Here is a 21,618-nt window from a genome sequence, read left to right on the forward strand (position 1 = left end):
GAGCCCCCAGCGTAGTTGTCACCTCCGGTCCCGCAGCCGCGACACCAACCGCCCACGTCGGCAAGTCGGGCGCGGCTCGGCTCGGTGGTACGTAGCATCAGGAGGGTCGGCGGCCAACCGCTCGACGCACCCACCGGAAGGACCGACGTGGACACGAACGACGACGTGTGGGTCGTGGTCCCGGTCTTCAACGAGGCGCCCATGGTCCGGGAGGTGATGGAGGGCCTGCGGACCCACTTCCCCAACGTGGTGGCGGTCGATGACGGCAGCACGGACGCCTCCGCCGCTGAGATCGAGGCCGCGGGGGCCCACCTGGTCCGGCACCCCTTCAACATGGGGGCAGGGGCGGCCCTGCAGACCGGTGTGAACTTCGCCCTGCTGGACCCCCGGGCGGCCTACTTCGTCACCTTCGACGCCGACGGGCAGCACCGGGTCGAGGACGCGGTGGCGATGGTGGAGCGGCTGCGCAGCACTCCGGTCGACGTGCTGATCGGCTCGCGGTTCCTGGGCTCCGCCACGAACATGCGGCGGAGCAGGAGGGGACTGCTGCGGGTGGGTCGCCTCTTCGAGCGGCTGTCCTCCGGCATCGCCCTCACCGACGCGCACAACGGACTCAGGGCGTTCCGGCGCAGCTTCGCGGAGGTGCTCAAGCTGAGCGTGGCGGACATGGGCTGGGCCAGCGAGTTCCTCACCCGGCTCGCCGAGAGCGGACTGCGGTATGCCGAGCACCCGGTCACGGTGCAGTACACCGCCTACTCCCTGTCGAAGGGACAACCATCGATCAACTCGGTGAACATCGGCATGGACGTGGTGGTCAACCGGTTGCTGAGGGGGCGACGCTGATGTCGTGGATCAAGGTCCTGCTCATCGCGAGCGCACTGCTGGTGCTGGTGGTGCTCTTCCGCCACCGCAACCGGGTGCTCCTCAGGGCGGGCACCCGCGTGGCCGCCGTCGTGCTGTTCCTGCTCGCCGTGGTGTCGATCGCAAACCCCGACATCCCCCAGGAGGTGGCGCAGCGGGTGGGTGTCGTGCGTGGCACCGACCTGCTGCTGTACCTGCTGGTCGTGGTCTTCACCCTGACCACGCTCGGCCTGTTCTTCCGGCTGCGCGAGACCGACGACCGCGTGCACCAGCTCGCGCGCGCCCTGGCGATCCAGGAAGCGCTCCGCCGGGAGGACCGGGCTGCGCTGGAGCGTGCTGACCCGGACGGCGACCGCTCGGACGCCGATGGCCCCGAGGGAAGGGCAGAAGCGGGACAGCCGGCGAGCCCTCAGCCGGCGGGCCCTCAGCCGGCGGGCGAGGTGACGGGCTCTCAGGCGGAGGAGGGGACGAGCCCTTCGCCGGCGGCGGAGGGGACGAGCTCTCAGCCGGCGGGTGACCGGTCCGCGACGACGACGAACTCGTTGTACGCGAACACCTTTCCCGCGGCGCGCGGGAAGGGGAAGGAGTAGGACCGCGTCACGGTCAGGCCCAGGGAGTGCGCCTGGCGTTCGAGCTCCCGCGCGTCGACGAACCGCACATGCGTCTCGTCGGTGCGGTAGCCGACCTCCTGGGGGGTGATGAGGACGACCCTGCCCCCCGGGCGGACGTAGGGGAGGTAGGTGCGCAGGAGCTCGTCCGCCGCGTCCGCGTGGAGGTGCTCCAGCACGTGCGCCACGAGCATCGAGTCGAAGCTGCCCTTCCGGGCGTCGGGGGAGCGGAGGAAGTCCTCCGGCACGTAGACCGTCAGCCCCCGCTGCCGGGCGACCGCGATCGAGTCGGGGTTGTGGTCCACTCCCACCCCGTTGCCGTCGAGGTGGCCGAGGTTGCGACCGATGCCGCAACCGACGTCGAGCACCCGGCCGAGGTGGAGGCGCCGGAGGTTCCAGCGGTACGGGGCCTGGACGCCCAGCAGGCGCTTCCAGGTCGACGACTCCAGGCGGGTCAGCCGTGCGGCGTAGTCGGCCCCCGACGTGGCTTCTCCACGACCGCCGTCCGTCTCGTCCATGAGCAACCCTCTCCTCGGTGCCGGCAGCGTCTCACGGCCTCCTCCTCGGATCCATCACCCCATCGGCCGCGTCCGTCACCGGGTGTGCCGAGGCGACTGACCGGGTCAGGTGCTCGCTGCCTGCTGGCACGCACGGCCCTTGTCGGTGACCTGCCACACCGTGACGGGCCCGTCCCGGTGGACGGGGACGAGGTTGGGGCTGCGGCGCAGCTGTTTGGCGTCATACCGCTTCGGCCAGTTCCCGGGCACGTGCGTGCGGCTCGTCACGACGTAGCGGATGCCGAAGTGCTGGACGAGGCAGCCCGCCGGTTTCGCAGGGGACCTGCCGACGAGCCAGTTCCACGCCACCCACCGGTCGCTGTAGTTCCGGGCCGACGCAGGTTCCGTGTGGGGCACCTGCCCCACCAGGACCAGCACTCCGTAGTCGATGTACGCCCAGGGCACGTACTCCCTGTTCCCGGCACCGGCGACCACATCCCCGGTCCTGGTGTGCTGCTGGAGCCACGTGAACACCCGTGGGTAGGCGGCGGCGCTGGGTGTGCGCCGGGCCAGGTCCGCACGCAGCGGCCGCCAGGTCTGCGGGATGACCGCCGTCGTCACGAGGATGCACAGGAACACAGTGGTCGCAGCCGCGGGGACCCATTCGGACCAGCCGCGCCGGGGCTCGGCCCGCTCTCGTCGCACCAGCGACACCAGGCGCACCGCCAGCAACGCCAGCGCGCAGATGCCGACGACCGCCAGGACCCCGTAGCTGTAGAGGATCATCGAGCGGAGCCGGTCCCGGGTGCCGTACCAGAGCCCGGCAATTCCCTGGGCGGTCGGTGAGTTGGAGCTGGAGGTCCAGATCCCCAGCCCGGTGAAGACGGCCCAGGTGAGCAGCCAGGGCCAGCCCCACCTGAGCCGCCGGAACACCAGGCACAGTGGTGAGGCGACGAGCCCGGCGATGGTGACGACCAGGGCCACCATGACCTGGGGCTCGTGCAGCGGGAAGTCCCGCCCGCTCTCCGGCGGTGGGTACCCGAGGAGGACGTACCGCAGGGGGTTGAGGACCCAGTAGTGGGCCGCCACGCCCACCCGGCCCACGTAGCTCGGCGGCGTCTGGCCCAGCGACGCCTCGGCCGAGAGGAGTCTCGTCAGGAAGGGCGCGATCGTCACGAACGACGCCACGGCGAGCGCGCTCGCACCCGCCACAGCGGGGCGCCACCGCAGCTGCCTGACACCGAGGGCGAGGAGCGCGCCGAGGGTGAGGACGGGTATCGGCAGTGCGTCGTAGCTGTGGGTCATGACGAGCCCACCTCCCGCGAGCCCCGCGAGGACCCCGAGCCGCAGGGCATCGGGTCCACGCACCGCCGCCACGACGAGCACCGCGATGGCGGGCGCCAGGGCAGGGCCGAACTGCTGGGTGGGGCGACCGATCAGCATCGACGTCCACATGGGCCCGACGAACGCGGGCGCCAGGGCGGCCGCGCCGGCGATGAACGGGTGCACACCGAACATCCGGACCAGGGCATAGATGCCGGCGACCAGGGCCAGGGGTGCGACGAGGACCAGCCAGAGCGTCATCACCTCCCCGATCCGGGCGCCGGAGAGGTGCGCCGCCTGGGCCCAGGTCACGTTGGCCGAGAGGGGGTACAGGGAGCACGCGACCGCGGGGTCCACGGGTCCGGTCGAGCACACGTCGGGGATGGAGGTGCTCCCGGTGTCGAGGATCCGGCGTGTCAGGAGACCATGGTTCATGGCGTCCCACCCGGGCGGTGCGTTGAACCGACCGAGCAGGTTCCACCCGTACACCGTGGCGACGGCTGCGGGCACGGCCAGCGCCACGACGTCCGGCAGGAGGCGGGTGCGGCGCACCGGCGGCTCGAGGGCGTCCGCGTGGCCGCCTCCGTCGGGCGCTGCGGTGCGCCTCCGTGAGAGGAGGCGCGGCGCGACCCGGCTGACGAGCACGATCGCGGCGGCCACCGCGACCTCGGTCACCAGCACGGCGACTACCCCGTTGGGCATGCCCACGCGAGGGAGCCAGCCCATCGCCAGGGTGACCAGGCCGAGCGTCAGGGCCGGTGCTGCGGCCAGGGCCAGCCAGCGCTGCCGTCCTCGGCCCACCGCGAGGCAGAGGATGGCTCCGGGTCCCCAGCCCACGGCCACAGCCACGACCGCAGCCGTCATTCCTGCCAGCATGCCGGCTCCCGCCCAGACGTGTTCAGATGGTCCGAGCGTACGAGTGGGATCCCGAGTGCGCACCGGGTTGTCGCCATCCGGGGTGGGCAGGCGCGCAGAGGGCCCGGCAGATGGGCCGCCAGGTGGGCCGCCAGGTGGGCCGCCAGGTGGGCCGCCAGGTGGGCCGCCAGGTGGGCCGGCAGATGGGCCGCCTGGCGCGCGCCGTCAGGCTGGGCTCGGGCTAGTTCCGACCGCCGGGCTCATCGAGCACCTCGCCGTCCTCGTGCCCACCAGCCGGGGCGTCGTCGTCGGGGGCGGGTGCGCCCTTGGCGCTGCTCCGGCGTCCGTAGGGGTAGTCGCGGGCGGCCTCGTCGAGGGCCAGGCGCCGGGCCAGCCGGGTGTAGCGGACCTCGAAGTCGCGGAAGCGCAGGTAGGTCGTCACGACATAGCTGAGGAACGCGACCACGAGCGCGTAGAGCACCATGTCGGTCCCGCGGCCGACGCCGACGAAGTGGGCGATCCGGTTCCACACGCCGGGGACCAGGATCGAGAAGACGGCGAAGGCGGCGAAGAGCAGCAGCCCGATCCGGCGGACCGCCTGGCTGCGCGCGCCCCCGGAGCGGAACAGCCGTGCAGCGACCGCCACGACGACGGCGATCAGCAGGACCTGGATCAGCACGAGCTTCATGCGGTCGCCTCCGTCTGGGCCGGGCAGTGCGGGAGGAGCCGGTGGACGCCGTTCATCGCAGGATCAGCTCCACCAGGATGTTGACGGCGTTCCACAGCGACTGCCCCTTCGCGCGCGAGTAGTCGGTGTAGAGGATGTGGGTCGGGCTCTCGCCGTACCGCACGTCCATCGCCCCGATCTGCTGGACGAGCTCGGACGCGTGCGCCATCCGGTTCTGGGTGATCTGGAGCCGGGAGACCACGTCGCGGGACATCACCCGCAGGCCGTTGTGCGCGTCGGTCAACCGCGTGTGCGTCGTCAGGTTCGTGTAGGCGACGGCGGTGCGCAGCACGAGGCGCTTGGCGAAGCCGGCCTGGGTGCGGTCGTCGAGGAAGCGCGACCCGAAGACGACGTCGAGGTTCTCGGTGCGGGCCTTCTCCAGCATCTCCAGCACGTCGGACACCTGGTGCTGGCCGTCGGCGTCGAAGGTGACGACCCAGCGCATGCCCGGGTCGGAGAGGGCGTACTCGAAACCGGTCTGCAGGGCGGCGCCCTGGCCGAGGTTCACCGGGTGGCGCACCACCACGGCGCCGGCCCGGGCCGCCTGCGCCACGCTGTCGTCCGCGGAACCGTCGTCGACGCACACCACGTTCGGGAAGACCGCACGGGCGGAGCGCACGACGTCGCCGATCACCGGTGCCTCGTTGTAGAGGGGGACGACGAGCCAGACTTCGTCATTCATCGGGGCACAGCCTAGTGGCCCGCCAGCACGGCACCGGCCACCCCGCCCTGCGCGGACGCCACTGCCGCCCCGCGCGGGCGCCACCGGAAACCGCGAGGCCATCGGCCGAACGGGCGAGGCGCCCCCTCGGACGTCTGCACCCATCCGTGCCAAACGAATGCGTAACGAATCGGCCACGGTCACCGTGACGGGTGGGGCACCTGTGAAGTGGTGTGTGACCCTTGACCGGTTCGTCCCGAACTCGACTCGAACCTGACTCCCGACTCCGACTGCGCGGGCTCTCTCCCGCGACCTCCACCGACTCCACCTGCCGCCGACTGCTTGGACCCGCCATGCCTCTTCCGCGCTTCTCCCGACCGAGGTTGCTGCCTGCCGTTGCGGCCAGCACCGGCGCCCTGCTCACCCTCTCGGTCGTGACGACCGGGCCGATGGCCGGCCTCGGCTCCTCGTCGCCACGCCCGGTCAACCCGCACTTCCAGGCGGTCTCGCTGTCGCCGATGCCCCAGGACGCGGTCGCCGGGGCGGCGAAGGCATCGAGCCTGCCTCCGCAGGACGGTGCGGGCAGCACCACGCCCAGCGCGGCGCCGAGCGCCGGGTCGACGTCCGCGCCGAGCGGCCGGACGGCTCACGCCCAGGCCGCACCGACGATCCGCTCCGGCGCGGTCAGCCCGGTGCAGCCGACCAGGGGCAGGCTGAAGGTGGTCGGCGTGACCTGGCCGCAGGGCCGGCTGGGCAAGGCCGACCGGGTGGAGTACCGCACGCAGGACAACGGTCGCTGGGGCCAGTGGCAGCCGATGGAGGTCTCCGACGACCACGCCCCGGACCCGGGCACGGAGGAGGCCAGGCACGCCCGTGGCGGCACCGACCCCTACGTCGTCACCGGCGACGACGTGCAGGTGCGGGTGCTGAGCGAGAAGGCCAGCGTCGCCCCCGACGTGCGGCTCGACGTGGTCGACCCGATGAGCTCCCCGGCCGACAGTGCCGCGGTCGCGTCGCCGGGTGCGGCCTCGGCCGCCGGCGCGCGACCGACGATCTACACGCGGGCCCAGTGGGGCGCCGACGAGAGCCTGCGAAAGGGAACGCCGGAGTACGGCACCATCAAGGCCGGCTTCGTCCACCACACGGTCGACTCCAACAGCTACACCTCGAGCCAGGTGCCGGCGATCATCCGCGGCATCTACGCCTTCCACGTCAACGGACGCGGCTGGAGCGACATCGGCTACAACTTCCTGATCGACAAGTTCGGCCGCACCTGGGAGGGCCGCTACGGCGGGATCGACCAGCCGGTGATCGGCGCGCACACCGGCGGCTTCAACTCCCAGCTCTTCGGCGCGGCCGCCATCGGCACCTACAGCACGACGACCCCGCCGACGGCCCTGCTCAACGCCTACAGCAAGCTGCTGGCCTGGAAGCTGAGCCTGGCCCACGTCGACGCCGCCGGCACGGTGCTGCTCGACGGCATGACCACCAAGGTCTACACGGTCTCCGGGCACCGCGACGCCTCCGGCAGCATCAACGACACCGAGTGCCCGGGCAACGCCCTCTACGCCAAGCTGCCGACGTTGCGGACCAACGCCAAGGCGCTGCAGGGCACGATGTTCTACGGCCCGAAGGCGTCCTCGACGTCGTGGTACTACGGCTCGGCTGGCCCGACCATCACCGCGAAGCCGAGCACCAGCCTGACCTGGTCGCTTCAGGTGAACAGCCCCTGCCGCACCGAGACCCTGGCCACCGTCAAGGGCTCGGCCACCACGACGACCGGCATCAACGCCGCGTGGAACGGCAAGCTGGCCAGTGGCGCCTGGGCCCCGCCGGGCGAGTACGACCTCACCCTGACCGCCACCACCGGGTCGGGCACCCTCGTCAACGCGACCCCGTGGACCACCCGCGTGCGGGTCGTGGGCACGGCGACCTCCCCGCAGGGTTTCTGCCCCGACCGCGTCGCCGGGACCGACCGCTACGCCACCGCCGTCGCCGCCGCGAAGTCGGCCAACCCGTCGGCGAGGACCGTCGTGCTGGCGAGCGGGGCCAACACCGGAATGCCCGACGCGCTGGTCTCGGCGCCGCTGGCCAAGGCCCGCAACGCGGCCCTGTTGCTCACGGCGCCCACCAGCCTGCCGGCGTCGGTCTCCTCGGAGATCACGCGCCGCAAGGCCACGACCGCGCTCATCGTGGGGGGCACCGGCGCCATCTCGAGCACCGTGCAGACGCAGCTGAAGAACCTCGGCGTCACGAGCATCACCCGCTACAGCGGCTCCGACCGCTACGGAACGGCGGCAGCCGTCGCCAAGGGTGTCGGCGCGAGCAGCCCCGACGTCATGGTCGCCAGCGGCCTCGCGATGGCCGACGGCCTGGTGCTGTCGGGACCGGCGGCCGAGCTGAGGCGGCCGATCCTGCTGGTCAACGACCGGGGTGTCCCGGCGTCGACCGCCACGGCCCTGACGCAGCTCGGCACCGAGCGCACCGTGGTGGCCGGCGGCACCGGCGTCGTGCCCGACGCCGTGCTGGCGCAGCTGCCCAGCCCGACCCGGGTGGCCGGCGCGAACCGCTACGCCACCTCCAGCGCGCTGGCGACGTGGGCACGTGGCGTCATGCCGGTCTCGAGCGTGCTGGCGGCTTCCGGTGAGGACGCCGGGCTCGTCGACACCCTCTCGGGCGGGCAGTTCGGCCGGGCCACGCTCTACGTCACGTCGCTGCGGGTGCCGGCCGACGTCGCCTCGTGGCTCGACGGGGCACCGGACCTTCAGAAGGCCACCGTGCTCGGCGGCTCCGGCGTGGTCGACGACCTCGTCGCGGGCCGGGTCCAGCGGGCAGTTCTGCAGTGAGGACCGTGGCCGCGCGTCACGGGCAGGGAGGAACAGCAGTCATGCGACAGACACAGAGGTATGCCGCGCGCGGCCTGAGCGCGCTGGCCGTGGGAGCGCTGGGCGTGACCCTGGCGGTGCCGGCGACGGCCGGCCTCGCGGCCGAGCCGCCCACCCCCGGTCCGGAGTGGGGCGTGATGCAGGAGCGTCCGCCGCTGAGCCAGAGCCAGGACCCCGACGCCGGCCCCACGGTGGAGAGCCCGAAGCTCGCCAGCGGCGCCAACGGCTCCACGCTGGCGGCCGCCGCCACGACCCCGGGCTGGGTCCTGCACGGCGCCGGCTGGGGCCACGGCCTCGGCATGAGCCAGTACGGCGCCTACGAGATGGCCAGGGCCGGCTACTCGGCCCAGCAGATCCTCGGCCACTACTACTCGGGCACGGCCTACACGAAGGTCGACGACAGCGACTGGGTCAACGTCAACGTCGTCTACGGCGCCGCCACCGTCACGACGGTCTCGCAGGCCCTGGTCAGCGGGGGAGGGGACTTCACGGTCTCCCTCGGCGGCAAGGTGATGTCGGGCAAGGTCGGCGACGCCGTGTCCTACAGCGTCTCCAACAGCGTGGTGAAGGCGACCTGCTCCACGTGCTCGCCGACCAGCGTGACCGGCACCTCGAGCGCGCCGCTGGCGGTCATCCGGTGGGACGACCGCGCCGACGCCGGCCTGCCCGCGACCAAGGGCGACACCCTGATGAAGGTCGGTGGCACCTGGTACAAGGACGGCGCCGCCATCGTCAGCGCGAAGTCGGCGAGCACGCTCAACGCGGTGCTGCAGGTGCGCATCCACGACGAGTACCTCGACTACCTGGCGGAGTCGCCGTGGTCGTGGTCGCTGGAGGCCCTCAAGGCACAGGCCGCCGCGGCCCGTGGCTACGTGCTGCGCAAGCACGACGCCGGCATCCGCAGCACCTGCAACTGCCACGTCTACGACACGACGGCCGACCAGGTCTACGGCGGCTACCCGAGCTCGGGCAACCGCACCTACTGGCCCAACTGGCAGAAGGCCGTCCGCGCCACCGGCGAGGCGAGCACGGGTTACGTCTCGACCTACGACGGCAGCATCATCCAGGCCTTCTACTCGTCCTCGTCCGGCGGTCGCACGGAGAACAACGAGGACGTCTGGTACAACCTCTCGACCGGCACGGCCGACCCGATCGGCTACCTGCGCGGCGTCTCCGACTCCTGGAGCCTGAAGCCCAGCAACCCAGCCGCTTCCTGGCGGCAGGTCACGAGCGGGTGGTCGATGGCCAGCGTCTTCGGCCTGCCCGACGTCGCCCGCCTCGACCTGAGCGCGCGCACCGCCAACGGCGGCATCAAGAGCGCCACCGCGACCTCCTCGAGCGGCGCCACCCGCACCATCACCGGCGACCAGTTCCGCACGATCGCCGCGTCCGGCACCTCCTACTCGAGCCGGGTCAACTCGACCATGATCCGTCACCTCACGCAGCGGCTCGGTGGCGCGAACCGGTATGCCGTCGGCGCGGCCGTCGCCCGCTCCGTCGCCCCCGGTGCCACCTCGGTCGTCATCGCCAGCGGCGAGAACACCAACCTGCCCGACGCCTCCGTCGCGGGGCCGCTGGCGTCGACGCTCAGCTCGCCGCTGCTGCTGACCTCGAAGGACCGGCTCCCCGACGAGACCGGCGCCGAGCTGAGCCGGCGGGGGAGCGTGCTGAAGACCGCCTACGTCGTCGGCGGCGAGGGCGCCGTCTCCTCCACGGTGGTCGCCCAGCTCCAGCAGCGCGGGCTCACGGTCGTGCGGGTCGCCGGCGCGGACCGCTACCAGACCGCGGCTGCGGTGGCCCGTGAGATCGGCAAGCGACGCACGGTCACGGCCGTGATGCTGGCGGGCGGCTTCGGCCTCGCCGACGCCCTTGCCGGCTCGGGCCCCGCATCGGCGCTGAAGGAGCCCATCCTGCTCACCCCCGCCGACAGCCTCGCCACCGCCACGTCGTCGGCGATGACGGACCTGGGGGCGAAGTACGTCCACATCGTCGGTGGCACGGCCGTGGTCAGCCAGGGCGTGGAGGACACCCTGAGGAAGGACAAGACGGTGCGGCGCCTCGGTGGCGACAACCGCTACGACGTCTCGGCCACCATCGCGAACTACTTCCGCGGGCAGATGCCGTCGACCGCGGAGATGGTCGTCACCTCGGGCCAGGACGCCTCGCTCGTCGACTCGCTCGTCGCGGGCACCCGCCGCAGCCTCATGGTGCTGGTGAGCCCGACGTCGCTGCCGGCCACTGCTGCAGAGGTCATGCAGCGAACGCCCGGCCTCGAGACGGTGACGGCCGTCGGCGGCACCGCCGTCGTGGCCAACGGCGTGCTGACCAGGGCATCGCGAAGCTGACCCGGTCGTCAGCGGTCCGACGCCACTGACCCGGCGCCGACGCGAGAGAGCCGACACGAGAGAAGGGGCCCCGCTGGTGCGGGGCCCCTTCCCATGTGTGCCGCCACGCGGCATACCGGGTCCTCAGGTGAGGACCATGTGTGCCGCCACGCGGCATACCGGGTCCTCAGGTGAGGTCGACGGTGAACTCCGGCTCGGTCCTCTGGCGCACCTCGTCCTCGGTGACGCCGTGCGCGAGCTCGCGCAGCACCAGGCCGTCGCCGGTGACGTCGAAGACGCACAGGTCGGTGATGATGCGCTCGACGACGCCGCGCCCGGTGTAGGGGAGCGAGCACTCCTTCACGATCTTGTAGGAGCCGTCCTTGGCGGTGTGCTCCATCAGCACGATGACCTTCTTGGCACCGTGCACGAGGTCCATCGCGCCGCCCATGCCCTTGACCATCTTGCCGGGGATCATCCAGTTGGCGATGTCGCCCTTGGCCGAGACCTGCATCGCGCCGAGGATCGCGGCGTCGACCTTGCCGCCGCGGATCATCCCGAAGGAGGTCGCGGAGTCGAAGAAGGAGGCGCCCTTGCGCAGGGTCACCGTCTCCTTGCCGGCGTTGATGAGGTCAGGGTCCTCGTCGCCCTCGAAGGGGTACGCACCGACGCCGAGGATGCCGTTCTCGGACTGCAGCACGATCTCGACGTCGTCCGGCACGTAGTTGGGGACCAGCGTCGGCAGGCCGATGCCGAGGTTGACGTAGGCGCCGTCGGAGAGCTCTGCGGCAGCGCGGGCGGCCATCTCCTCACGGGTCAGGGCCATCTCAGGCCTCCTTGCTGTCGGTCGCGGGACGGGGACGGGTGGTGAGGCGCTCGATGCGCTTCTCGGCCGCCTGCTCCGGGCCGAGCGGCAGCACGCGCTGGACATAGATGCCCGGCAGGTGGATCTCGTCGGGGTCGAGGTCTCCCGGGTCGACGAGCTCCTCGACCTCGGCGATGGTGACCCGACCGGCCATGGCGCACAACGGGTTGAAGTTGCGGGCCGACTTGTTGAAGACGAGGTTGCCGTGGCGGTCGCCCTTCCACGCCCGCACCAGGCCGAAGTCGGCGACGATCGCCCGCTCGAGGACGAACTCCTTCTCCTCACCGTCGACCTCGAAGACCTTGGTCTCCTTGGGCGGGGACGCCACCGCCACCGAGCCGTCGGTGTTGTAGCGCCAGGGCAGGCCGCCCTCGGCGATCTGGGTGCCGGCGCCGGTGACCGTGTAGAAGCCGGGGATGCCGGCGCCACCGGCGCGCAGCCGCTCGGCCAGGGTGCCCTGCGGCGTCAGCTCCACCTCGAGCTCACCCTGCAGGTACTGGCGCGCGAACTCCTTGTTCTCGCCGACGTACGACGACACCATCCGCCGGATGCGCTTGTCGCGCAGCAGGATGCCGAGCCCCCAGTCATCCACGCCGCAGTTGTTCGAGATGGCCTCGAGGTCGCTCACCCCCGCGTCGTGCAGGGCCGCGATGAGCACGCTGGGCACACCGCAGAGGCCGAACCCACCGACCGCCAGGGAGGAGCCGTCGACGATCCCGTCGATGGCCTCGGATGCTGAGGAGACGACTTTGTCCATGAGCCGGACTCTAGCGCCGCCCGGGGCATCGACATGCGTGCCCCCGCACCATCACCAGCCCGATCGAGCGTGCTCCGCGCACACGGGCCCGAGGTCGGCTCCTGCGGCGGGGGCGGCGTGCGCGCATCAGCCGTTCGGACGAGGGCCGTAAGAATTTCACGTCTGTAGTTCACGTGAAGCGGTTGTGACCTGGTGCGACCAGTGGGACAAATGTCTCGCTCGGAGTCTTCTGTGGCTGCTGGTGACTCAGAGCCGGTTTGTCGTCGTGGTACCGATCAGCCTCCCGTGACCCGGGCGGCGTCGTCCCCTCTCTTCACCGCAGGAGTGCTCGTGTCCTTCGCCACCCGCGCGTTCGGTGTCCTGTCCGTGCCGGTCCTCGGCGTCCCGCTCGTGGCCGGGGCGGCGCAGGCCACGACGGTGCCGAGGCCCCCGACGAAGGCGCTGCCGTCGGCGCTCGACATCGCCCCGCCCTACAACGGCCAGAAGGTCTGCGACCCGCACGCCAAGCCCGGGGTGGTGGCCTTCGCCGAGCTGATGGTCAGCCACTACAAGGTCGGGTCGGCCCAGCCCTGGTACATGGAGCGCAGCTGCAACAACGGCGTCACCGAGCACTCCGACGGCCGCGCCTGGGACTGGATGCTCAGCGTCAACAGCACGGACCAGAAGGCGATCGCCGACTCCGTCGTCGCCTGGCTGTCGGCGCCCGACGCCCAGGGTCGTCCCGGGGCCATGGCCCGCCGCTTCGGGATCATGTACATCATCTGGAACAAGAAGATGTGGCGGGCCTACGACCCCGGTCGCGGTTGGGCCACCTACACGGGTTCCGCGCCGCACACCGACCACATCCACTTCTCGTTCACCTGGGACGGCGCCTACAAGCGCACGTCCTGGTGGACCGGCCGGGCGGTCACCACGGTCGACCCCGGCCCCACGCCGAGCCCGACCACGCCTCCCGCCGCGCCCTCCAGCGTCTACACGGTGCTGATCCAGGGCAGCTCCGGCCCCGACGTCGCCCTGGCGCAGAAGGTGATCGGTGTCCCCGCCGACGGCATCTTCGGGCCGATGACCCTGGCAGCGCTGAAGAAGTGGCAGGCCGCCAACGGCGTTCCGGTGACCGGCAAGCTCGACGCCGCGACGTGGGCCAAGATGGTCGCCCTCGGCAAGGTGCCCGCCCGCGGCACGACCTCCACGCCTGCCCCGGTCCCCTCCACGCCGGTCCCCTCCGCGCCGTCACCGACGACCCCGGCCGCCACGACCTCGCCGCTGGCGAGGTACGCCTCCACGACCCTCAAGCGCGGGTCCACCGGCGCCCCCGTGGTCGCGCTCCAGAAGGCCCTCACCATCACCGCCGACGGCCAGTTCGGCCCGCAGACCGAGGGTGCTGTGCGCGCCTTCCAGAGCCGCAAGAAGCTGCCGGTCACCGGGGTGGTGGCGACGCTGACGTGGCAGGCGCTCATGGGCAAGACCACTCCCTCCGAGCCCACGTCGTCGCGCAGCACGTCGCGGCCGCCGGTGACCACACCGCCCCCGGCGGCCGCCAAGCCGACCGTCACCACGGCATACACGGCGGTCTCGAAGGTGGTGCTGAAGCAGGGCTCGACGGGCACCGCGGTGCGCGTCCTCCAGCGCGCCCTCGGCGGGCTCGCGGTCGACGGCGCCTACGGGCCGCGCACGGCCGCAGCGGTGAGCTCGTTCCAGAAGGCCCACCAGCTCAAGGCGACCGGCGTGACCGACGCCAAGGTCTGGAAGGCCCTCGAGGCGCGCGACTACCCGCTCCTGAAGTACCGCACCACCGTGCTGAAGAAGGGCTCGTCCGGTGCCGCCGTCGTCGCGCTTCAGAAGGCGCTGCGCGTCGGTGCCGACGGCCAGTTCGGCCCGCAGACGGAGGCAGCGGTCAAGGCCCTGCAGGGGCGGGCGAAGATCGCCCGCACCGGCGTCGTGGCGTCGCTGACCTGGCAGGCGCTCGAGGCGGAGCTGCGCCGCCGCTGACCTCAGCGCGCGGTGTTCAGAGAGGCAGGGTGACGCCCTCGGCCTCCAGCCGCGCCCGGTCGCCCTCGGTCGGCGCGGGTCCGCGCGAGAGCACGAGCGAGCCGTCGAGCGCCCAGACCGCCAGCGCGTCGAGCAGCACCTGCCCGAGGTCGTCCGCGCGGGTGTGCAGGCGGGTGCCCTGTGGCCAGTCCCGTTGTGGCACAACGGCTGCGTATGCCGTGGGGCCGGCTGAGGTGCGCAACGCCGGGTCGTCGTCGGACGGCTCCTCCCAGGCGCTGAACTGGTCGCCGAAGGTGGACAGCTCGCGGGCCTCGTCCATGACGCCGGTCGGCGGCAGCTCGGGGGCGGAACGGGCCAGGGCAGGCAGCGTGACCAGGACGCCCGCGGTGGCGTCGGCCGCCACGTCGGGGTCGTCGGTGACCGTGAGGTCGGCGTCGCCGTCGGCACCACCGACGCTCACGCAGCCGCCGACCGACCAGACCGCCAGCGCCCAGTAGAGCGCGCGCCAGTGCGGGGGCAGGGCCAGCCGCACGGTCGAGCCCGGCTCGACGTCGAACTCGTCCTGCAGCGCGTTGGCCGCCTTGTTGACCCAGTTGGCGAGCACCTTCGCGCTGAGCTCGATGCGCTCGCCGGCGGTGGGCCCGGGGGTGTCGTCGTACCACGTGACCCGGGGTCGGGCCGGGTCGGAACGCAGCAGGTGGGCGAGGACGTCGGCAGGGGTGCGTGGGGCGCGCATGGACCCCAGCCTAGGAGCGATAGCGTGGCCGACCGTGAGCAGCCGCGCGCCCCGCAGCTACCCGATGGCTCCCGAGCCCACCGACCTGCCGCTCCTGCGGGGAGAGGCGTTCGCCGGGTGGCTGCTCGGGCGGGTGGTCGTCGGTGCCGCGGTCTGGGTGCTGCTCGGCGCCGCCGCCGGCGGGCTGCTCGCCCTGGCCGGCATCTGGCAGCCGTTGGTGGCCGGGGTCGTGCTGCTCGTCCTGGCCGCCGTGTCGGTCCGGGTGGCGGCGCTGGTTCCCTCGAGGCCGGTGCCGGTCTGGGCCGCGCTGGCCCTCACGGTCGTGGCGCTCGGGTCGACGCTGTGGGCCGGGCTCACCCACTCCGAGCAGGTGCTGCCGCGACGCGACTCCGGCAGCTACCTCCAGTCGTCGGTCGAGCTCTCCCGTGGCCACGACCGGCCCATCGAGATCGCGCCCGAGTCGGTCGGTGGGGCCGGGGTGCTGCGCATCGACGGCGTCACCCTGGCCAGCCCGGCCTTCTTCGAGGTCGGCACCCCGGACGCGCCCGCGATCCAGCCGCAGTTCCCGGCCGGGCCGTCGGCCTGGTACTCGGTGGCGTGGTGGCTCGGCGGGGCGGGTGCCACCTTCTGGGCGCCGGCGGTGCTCGGTGGCCTGGCCGTCCTGGCCTTCGGCCTGCTCACCGCACTGACTGCGGGGCGGCGCTGGGCGCCTGTCGGGGCCCTCGGGATGGCGCTGTGCTTCCCCCTCCTGCACGTCAACCGTGCGACCTACAGCGAGCCGCTCGCCATGCTGGTGCTCGTGGCCGCCATGTGCGCCCTCGTGCAGGCGACCCGGGCGGCTCGCGCCAACGATGCCGCTGCCGCGAGGTATGCCGCCGCGGTGGCCGGCGCGCTCGTGGGTGCCGGCGTGCTGGTGCGCGTCGACAGCCTGCGCGAGGTGGTGCTCCTCGTGCCGGTGGCGGCGCTCGCCGCGGCGCAGCGACAGCCCCACGCCAGGGCGCTCGTCACGGCCGCCGGGGTCTCCGCGGCGGCGGCGTTCGGGCTGACCTGGCTGACCTCGAGCGAGTACCTCAAGAGCATCGGCGGCTCGCTGCTCCCACTGGTCGCCTTCGGCATCGTGGTCGTGGTGGCCTGCGTCGTCCTGCTCCGCCTCGGGCGGCGCCGCGGCGTGCCGAACCTGGCCCTCGCCTGGGCCCCGCGAGCCGGTGCGGCGTTCGTGGTGCTGGTCGGGCTGGTCCTGGCGAGCCGGCCGCTCTGGCAGACAGTGCGGCAGTCGGCTGCCGACCCGGGGGCCCGGGTCGTGGCCGGCCTGCAGCTGCGCCAGGGACTGCCGGTCGACGGTGGTCGCACCTACGCCGAGCAGTCGCTGGTCTGGATGTCGTGGTGGGTCGGCCCCATCGCGCTGGTGCTCGCGCTGGTGGCAGCGGCCGCGCTGGTGCACCGCGCGCTCGAGGCCTGGACCTCGGGGCGCGCCCTGCAGTCGTGGATCGGGCCGCTCGTCGTCGGTCTGGGCTCGTCCGTCCTCACCTTCTACCGGCCGGGCATCACGCCCGACCACCCCTGGGCCGACCGGCGCCTGGTCATCGCCCTGCCGACGGTGGTGCTGCTCGTGGTGGTGGTGGCGGCGGTGAGCGCCCGCTGGTCGACGCACCGGCTGCCGGTCTGGGTCGGTGTGGCCACCAGTGGCGTGGCCGTGCTCTCCCTGCTGGTGCCCACGGCGCTGGCGACGTGGCCGCACGCCACCGAGCGGGTCGAGGACGGTGAGCTGGCCGCCGTGCAACGGGTCTGCACGGCGTTCCGCCCCGGCGACGTGGCGCTGATGGTCGACTCCCGGGCCGCGAACGAGTGGCCGCAGGTCCTGCGGGGGCAGTGCGGGGTCCCGTCCCTGTCGACGACCTCGGCGCTGCGCAAGGACGACGCCGCCCTCGCCGCCGCCGTCGCGCAGGTGCGTCAGGCGGTGGGGGAGCGCGGTGGGCGCCTGGTGCTGCTCGGTGCCGACTCCGCGGAGGCGGTCGGCGCGCTCTCCGGCGGCCAGGTCCAGCAGGTGCTCGACACCACGGTGCGCGAGGACGCCCGGCTCCTCGAGCGGCGCCCCGACCACCTCGTGACGCTCCCGTTGCAGGTCTGGGTCGCCCCCGCCCGCTGACCCCGCAGAAGGCGGCGGAGACGCCTGGGGGCAACGACGGAGGGGCCGGGCCGTGTCGGCCCGACCCCTCCGGTGGATCTGCTGTGCTGGTCTGTGCCGTGCGGCTCAGCCCTGCGACGCCGTGCGCAGGTCGCGCGGAGTGCTCGGCCGCGACGGGGCAGTGCCCGGGCGGTCACCCCCCGCCACACCGGCGGAGATGCCGGGCTTGCGGGCGGCGGAGGTCGTGGGGAACGCCGGGTTCTGCTCCCACGGCGTGGTCGGGCCCCAGAGGGCGGTCTGCCGGCCGGCCAGCGAGCCGACCTTGCTCTTGACCCCGTCCGACACCACCGCGGTGCCGCCGAAGACCAGCACGAGGTCGGTGGCGGCGCGGTACCGCTCCGCCTGCACCCGCACGAGGCTGGGGACCTCGGAGCCCTTGACCAGCAGCAGCGGCTCGGCCATGGCGCCCATGAGCGCGCCGCCGGTCAGGGCATCGGGGAACGACTGCCCGGACGCGTAGCCCACGAAGCTGCCGCCGGGGAAGAAGGTCCGGGCAACCTGCACGCTGGTCTCGTAGCGGTCCTGGCCGAAGACCTGGTAGCGACCCTCCTTGGAGGTGAACGAACGGCTCGCCGCCGCAGCGTTGCCGCCGATGCCGTAGACGTTCTTGATGGCGGACCGGCCGTTCACGTAGCCGGCGACGGAGGCGGGGACGGTCTTGCCCTTCGTGAGGAGCACCGGGGCGAAGAAGACCGACGCAGCCGGGCCCGCCGAGAGCGCGTCCGGGAAGTTCATCCCGTCGGCCAGGAACGCCGAGCTGCGGGGCAGGGGCAACCCCTGCCAACCGGCGTCGAGCACCTTGGCCGCAGCGACGCTGGTCGCGAAGCGGTCCGCGCCGGCGATGCGCTCGACGGCGAAGCCGTTGGACTTCAGCGACTTCTCGACGGCCGAGCTGATGACGCCGGTGCCACCGACGATGGAGACGAAGCGGTCCTCCGGGTTGGGCATGAGCCGCTTGAGCTCGGTCATCACCCGGCTGTCGAGGGCCTTGGGCCCAGTGAGGAGCAGCGGGATGCCGAACTGGCCGGCGACCGGCCCGCCGACCACGGCGTCGGCGAACGAGGCGGAGGAAGCGAGGACGGCGCCGTCCTGCGAGCCCTCGGGCCACCCCTCCTTGCTGCTGGCGATGCCGGTGGCGATGCGGTCCTTGCCACCGAGTCGCATGACCTGCGCGGCCGGGGTCGTGGCCCGCCACGACGGCGCCTCGAAGTGGGAGCCGGGGGCCGAGCTGGTCACGAGGGTGTCCTGGCCGGCGACGAAGGACCCGTTCGCCTTGTCGATGACGTGCAGCTCGGTGGACGTGCAGTCCGGGTTGGCGACCACGACGGCGAGGGAGCGGCCGCTCGGTGAGAAGGTGGGTCGCTGGCCCCGGCAGTCCGCGCCGAGGCTGCGGACCGCGACCGGGCCCTGCCCCTCGTCGACGAAGAGGGCCACGCCCTTGTCACCGGTACCGACGAAGGCGAGCGTGCCGTCCGCCGCGACGGCGGGCAGCCGGGCGTCGAGGTCGCCGTAACCGAGCGCCTGCGGGGCGTTGGCTGGGGTGTGCAGGGCGCTGTTGCCGTACCGCGGGAAGTCGACGTCGAACAGACCCAGGTCACGCTTGCCCGCCACGGTCGGGGAGCTCATCGTGAGGACCGCACCCATCCCGTCGGGCGTGGGCGCCGCCGCGTTGGTGTCCTTGGCAGTGCCGGTGGTCACCGTCTCGTTGCGGCCCGACCCGATCCAGGTGGCGACCTGCTGGCCCGAGGTCCCACCCGCGTTCCGCACCATGCTGTCGCCGAGGGGTGACCACTGCGCCGGGGTGGAGGTGCTCTTGAAGGTGAGGTACTCCAGGGGGGAGTTGAGCTGGGTCACCGTGAACGTCGGGTCGGTCCCCGTCACGTGGGTGGCGACCACGTCGCCGGCCGGTCCCCAGGTGTGCTCGCGGGCACCGGACTTGGTGGCGTAGGAGACCGCGGTGCCGTCGCGCTTGAACGACTGCATCGTGCCCCGGTCGTCGGCCGCCACCTGCGTGACGGTGATCTCCCCGTTGTCGGCCGCCGCCGTCGGCAGCCACGGCAGCGCGAAGTCGCGCGGGTTCCAGCTGCCTGCGGCCTGCGCCGGAGCAGCCGTCCCGACGGCGAGGCCGAGTGCTGTGGTCAGGGCGGTGACGGCTGCCCCCGCAGCTGTCCGTCGACCGCGACGAATGTGGTTGTTCCCCCTGGACGCCATGGTTCCCCTCGTTGTGGCGGTGAAGTGGCGCGATCGCGCTGCGCGAAACCTACGGGACCGATCGTCCCGAGAGGGCGCCTTTGTCCAGATTGGTGACCACTTGGTGGTCGGTGATTTGGGACGAATGGGTGGACCTGCGCCATCCTGCTGGGGTGACGTCCCCCGCCGCCACCCAACCCACCTCTGACCCCTTGGAGCCCGCCTCACGGGTCCGCGACCTCGCGTGGACCAGCTACCTGCGCGTCGCCGCGATCGTGGGCGTGGTGCTCATCCACGTCGCCGGCCTCTCCTTCGTCCGCGAGGAGCTGCAGGGCACGCCCGCCTGGGCGCTCGGCGGCGCCCTGGCCTACGGCAGCCGGTGGGCGGTGATCGTCTTCGTCATGGTGAGCGGCGCCCTGCTGCTCACCCCGCCGGTGGACCCGGACCCGCGGCGCTTCTTCCGGCGCCGGCTCGGCAAGGTGGGAATCCCGCTGGTCGTCTGGCACGCGGCATACATCCCGCTCTCGGCGGTGCGGGGCGACTTCACGCCACGCGAGCTGCTGGCCAACCTCCTCGAGGGCAGGTCCTACACCGCGCTCTACTTCTTCTGGCTCATCCTCGGCCTGTATGCCGTGACGCCGCTGCTGTGGCCGGTCGTCGCCTCCCTGCGCCCCCGCGGGCTGGCACTGGCCGGTACCGCGCTCGCCGCGCTCCCCGCCCTCGACGTGGTGCTGCGGGGTCTCGTCGCCGTGCTGCGCGACGAGCCGCGCGTGCTGCCCGAGCCCACGCTGGCGACGCAGTTCGTGCCCTACGTCGGCTTCTTCCTGCTCGGCCACGCCCTGCGCGGGGTGGTGCTGCGCGGTGCCCGGCTCGCGGCGTTGGCTGTGGCGTTCGTAGGGCTGCTGGTGCAGATGGTCTGGCAGGCCCTCACGGTGGAGTCGGCGGTCGACACGGGTGCCGGCCACGCGCCCGCGCTGCTGCCCGCGCTGCTGCCGCTCAGCTACCAGGGGCTGGTGGTCGGGCTCTCGGCGGTGGCGGTCTTCCTGCTCGCCCACGGCCTCTTCCGCCCGGGCTCGGTGTGGGCGGAGCCGGGCCGGGCAACCGCGGCGCGCCGCATCGGCGACCTCACCTTCGGCGTCTTCGCCGTGCACCTGCTCGTCTTCTGGCTGCTGGCCCAGCTGCCCGGGCTCGACGTCGAGGACGGTGCCACCTCGGCCGCCGGCGTGCTGCTGCTCAGCGCCGCCGTGGTCGCCGTGTCGTTCGCGGTGGCGTGGCTGCTCTCCCGCACGCCGGTGCTGCGCCGCGCGGTCTGACGCAGGGCGGTATGCCGCGGACGGCCCCGTCAGTCGAAGGCCGGGTCAGCGGTGGGCGAGCGCCTCGCCGGCGTACCGGCGCACGTGCGAGAACGTCCCCTTGTCGGCGGCCACGATGATGCCCGCGACACGGCTGCGGGGCGTGTAGGCCGCGCCGTCCGGGTGGCCGACCCAGCCGCCGGCCTCGTGCACCATCAGTGCGCCGGGGGAGTGGTCCCACGGGCTGTTGCGGCCGTAGAGCACGTAGTCGATCGCGCCCTCGATGAGCTTGGGGTAGTCGACGCCGCAGCAGACCCAGGAGCCGACCAGCGGCGGCATGGGGCCGAACGCGTGACCGCGCAGCGGCCACATCGAGGTGCAGCCGCGCGGCTCGTCGGCGTCCGGGACCGGGGTGCGGGTGACGCGCTCGCCGTTGCGGTAGACGCCCGCGCCGCGCTCGGCCACCCAGGCCACCTCGTGCTCGGGCTGCCAGATCCAGCCGCGCACCGTCACGCCGCCGCGCGTCTCGGAGACCATCACGGCGTGGTCCTTGGAGCCACCGACGAAGTTCTTGGTGCCGTCGACCGGGTCGACGGTGAAGGCGTGGTCGGCGGTGAGGTACCGCTCGAGCACCGTCGGGTCCGCCGACGAGCGCTCCTCACCGAGGACGAAGGCGTCGGGGTATGCCGCGTTCAGCGCGCGGGTGAGGAGCACCTCGGACTCCTGGTCGGCGACCGTCACCAGGTCGCCGGGGTTCTTCTCCATGACCTCCCCCGCGGAGAGGGAGCGGAACCGGGGCGTGATGACCTCGGCCGCGACGTCTTTCATCAGGTCCAGCACCGCGTTGGTGTCCACGACCACAC

General features: G+C 72.6%; 16 protein-coding genes. 7 read left to right on the forward strand and 9 right to left on the reverse strand.

Features of this window, described 5'->3' with window-relative positions:
• Nucleotides 1-147 precede the first annotated feature (147 nt).
• Both BMW78_RS14640 and BMW78_RS14645 read left to right on the forward strand, forming a co-directional pair.
• Nucleotides 148-843 (forward strand): glycosyltransferase family 2 protein, encoded by a 696-nt coding sequence (locus tag BMW78_RS14640; protein ID WP_245735879.1) that lies wholly within the window; start codon nucleotides 148-150, stop codon nucleotides 841-843.
• Nucleotides 843-1,451, forward strand: a complete 609-nt coding sequence (locus BMW78_RS14645) for a DUF2304 domain-containing protein (RefSeq protein ID WP_091761259.1) — start codon at nucleotides 843-845, stop codon at nucleotides 1,449-1,451. Before BMW78_RS14640 ends, BMW78_RS14645 begins: the two co-directional genes overlap by 1 nt.
• Here BMW78_RS14645 and BMW78_RS14650 read toward each other — a convergent pair.
• The 4 genes from BMW78_RS14650 to BMW78_RS14670 form a co-directional block, all read right to left on the reverse strand.
• Nucleotides 1,364-1,987: a class I SAM-dependent methyltransferase gene (locus BMW78_RS14650; RefSeq protein ID WP_091761261.1), complete on the reverse strand. Its 624-nt coding sequence runs from the start codon at nucleotides 1,985-1,987 to the stop codon at nucleotides 1,364-1,366. The genes BMW78_RS14645 and BMW78_RS14650 overlap by 88 nt on opposite strands.
• Nucleotides 1,988-2,092: 105 nt before the next feature.
• Complete coding sequence (locus BMW78_RS14655; protein ID WP_091761262.1) at nucleotides 2,093-4,153, reverse strand: DUF6541 family protein; 2,061 nt, start codon at nucleotides 4,151-4,153, stop codon at nucleotides 2,093-2,095.
• A gap of 232 nt (nucleotides 4,154-4,385) precedes the next feature.
• Nucleotides 4,386-4,832 (reverse strand): DUF2304 domain-containing protein, encoded by a 447-nt coding sequence (locus BMW78_RS14665; RefSeq protein ID WP_091761265.1) that lies wholly within the window; start codon nucleotides 4,830-4,832, stop codon nucleotides 4,386-4,388.
• Between the two features lie 52 nt (nucleotides 4,833-4,884).
• Nucleotides 4,885-5,553 carry a glycosyltransferase family 2 protein gene (locus tag BMW78_RS14670; protein WP_091761267.1) on the reverse strand — a complete coding sequence of 223 codons (669 nt, stop codon included), beginning with the start codon at nucleotides 5,551-5,553 and terminating at the stop codon, nucleotides 4,885-4,887.
• A 332-nt stretch (nucleotides 5,554-5,885) separates the two neighbouring features.
• Here BMW78_RS14670 and BMW78_RS14675 point away from each other — a divergent pair, with 332 nt between their 5' ends.
• A complete protein-coding gene (locus BMW78_RS14675) occupies nucleotides 5,886-8,378 on the forward strand; it encodes a cell wall-binding repeat-containing protein (RefSeq protein WP_143056267.1) in 2,493 nt (830 codons plus the stop codon).
• A 41-nt stretch (nucleotides 8,379-8,419) separates the two neighbouring features.
• Nucleotides 8,420-10,762 (forward strand): cell wall-binding repeat-containing protein, encoded by a 2,343-nt coding sequence (locus BMW78_RS14680; RefSeq protein ID WP_091761271.1) that lies wholly within the window; start codon nucleotides 8,420-8,422, stop codon nucleotides 10,760-10,762.
• Between the two features lie 166 nt (nucleotides 10,763-10,928).
• Here BMW78_RS14680 and BMW78_RS14685 read toward each other — a convergent pair whose 3' ends face one another.
• Both BMW78_RS14685 and BMW78_RS14690 read right to left on the reverse strand, forming a co-directional pair.
• Nucleotides 10,929-11,567 carry a 3-oxoacid CoA-transferase subunit B gene (locus tag BMW78_RS14685; protein WP_091761273.1) on the reverse strand — a complete coding sequence of 213 codons (639 nt, stop codon included), beginning with the start codon at nucleotides 11,565-11,567 and terminating at the stop codon, nucleotides 10,929-10,931.
• 1 nt (nucleotide 11,568) lies between these two features.
• Nucleotides 11,569-12,363 carry a CoA transferase subunit A gene (locus tag BMW78_RS14690; protein WP_091761275.1) on the reverse strand — a complete coding sequence of 265 codons (795 nt, stop codon included), beginning with the start codon at nucleotides 12,361-12,363 and terminating at the stop codon, nucleotides 11,569-11,571.
• 330 nt (nucleotides 12,364-12,693) lie between these two features.
• Here BMW78_RS14690 and BMW78_RS14695 point away from each other — a divergent pair, with 330 nt between their 5' ends.
• Complete coding sequence (locus BMW78_RS14695; RefSeq protein WP_091761277.1) at nucleotides 12,694-14,352, forward strand: peptidoglycan-binding domain-containing protein; 1,659 nt, start codon at nucleotides 12,694-12,696, stop codon at nucleotides 14,350-14,352.
• 16 nt (nucleotides 14,353-14,368) lie between these two features.
• Here the strand turns inward: BMW78_RS14695 and BMW78_RS14700 are convergent, their stop codons facing one another.
• The gene (locus tag BMW78_RS14700) at nucleotides 14,369-15,088 is read right to left on the reverse strand and encodes a TIGR03089 family protein (RefSeq protein WP_091761279.1); all 720 of its coding nucleotides are present in this window, start codon (nucleotides 15,086-15,088) and stop codon (nucleotides 14,369-14,371) included.
• Nucleotides 15,089-15,122: 34 nt separating this feature from the next.
• Between BMW78_RS14700 and BMW78_RS14705 the strand changes: the two genes are divergently transcribed.
• A complete protein-coding gene (locus BMW78_RS14705) occupies nucleotides 15,123-17,234 on the forward strand; it encodes a hypothetical protein (RefSeq protein WP_143056268.1) in 2,112 nt (703 codons plus the stop codon).
• 105 nt (nucleotides 17,235-17,339) lie between these two features.
• On the opposite strand, the gene BMW78_RS14710 is transcribed toward BMW78_RS14705, so the two are convergent.
• Entirely contained in the window at nucleotides 17,340-19,484 is a 2,145-nt protein-coding gene (locus tag BMW78_RS14710; RefSeq protein WP_091761283.1) for a cell wall-binding repeat-containing protein, read from the reverse strand.
• Nucleotides 19,485-19,636: 152 nt separating this feature from the next.
• Here BMW78_RS14710 and BMW78_RS14715 point away from each other — a divergent pair, with 152 nt between their 5' ends.
• Nucleotides 19,637-20,776, forward strand: coding sequence for an acyltransferase (locus BMW78_RS14715; RefSeq protein ID WP_177180407.1), 1,140 nt, complete (start codon nucleotides 19,637-19,639; stop codon nucleotides 20,774-20,776).
• Nucleotides 20,777-20,821: 45 nt separating this feature from the next.
• On the opposite strand, the gene BMW78_RS14720 is transcribed toward BMW78_RS14715, so the two are convergent.
• A complete protein-coding gene (locus BMW78_RS14720; protein ID WP_245735880.1) occupies nucleotides 20,822-21,610 on the reverse strand; it encodes an inositol monophosphatase family protein in 789 nt (262 codons plus the stop codon).
• Nucleotides 21,611-21,618: the final 8 nt, after the last annotated feature.

This window comes from Pedococcus cremeus, assembly GCF_900111375.1.
Classification (GTDB): Bacteria; Actinomycetota; Actinomycetes; order Actinomycetales; family Dermatophilaceae; genus Pedococcus_A; species Pedococcus_A cremeus.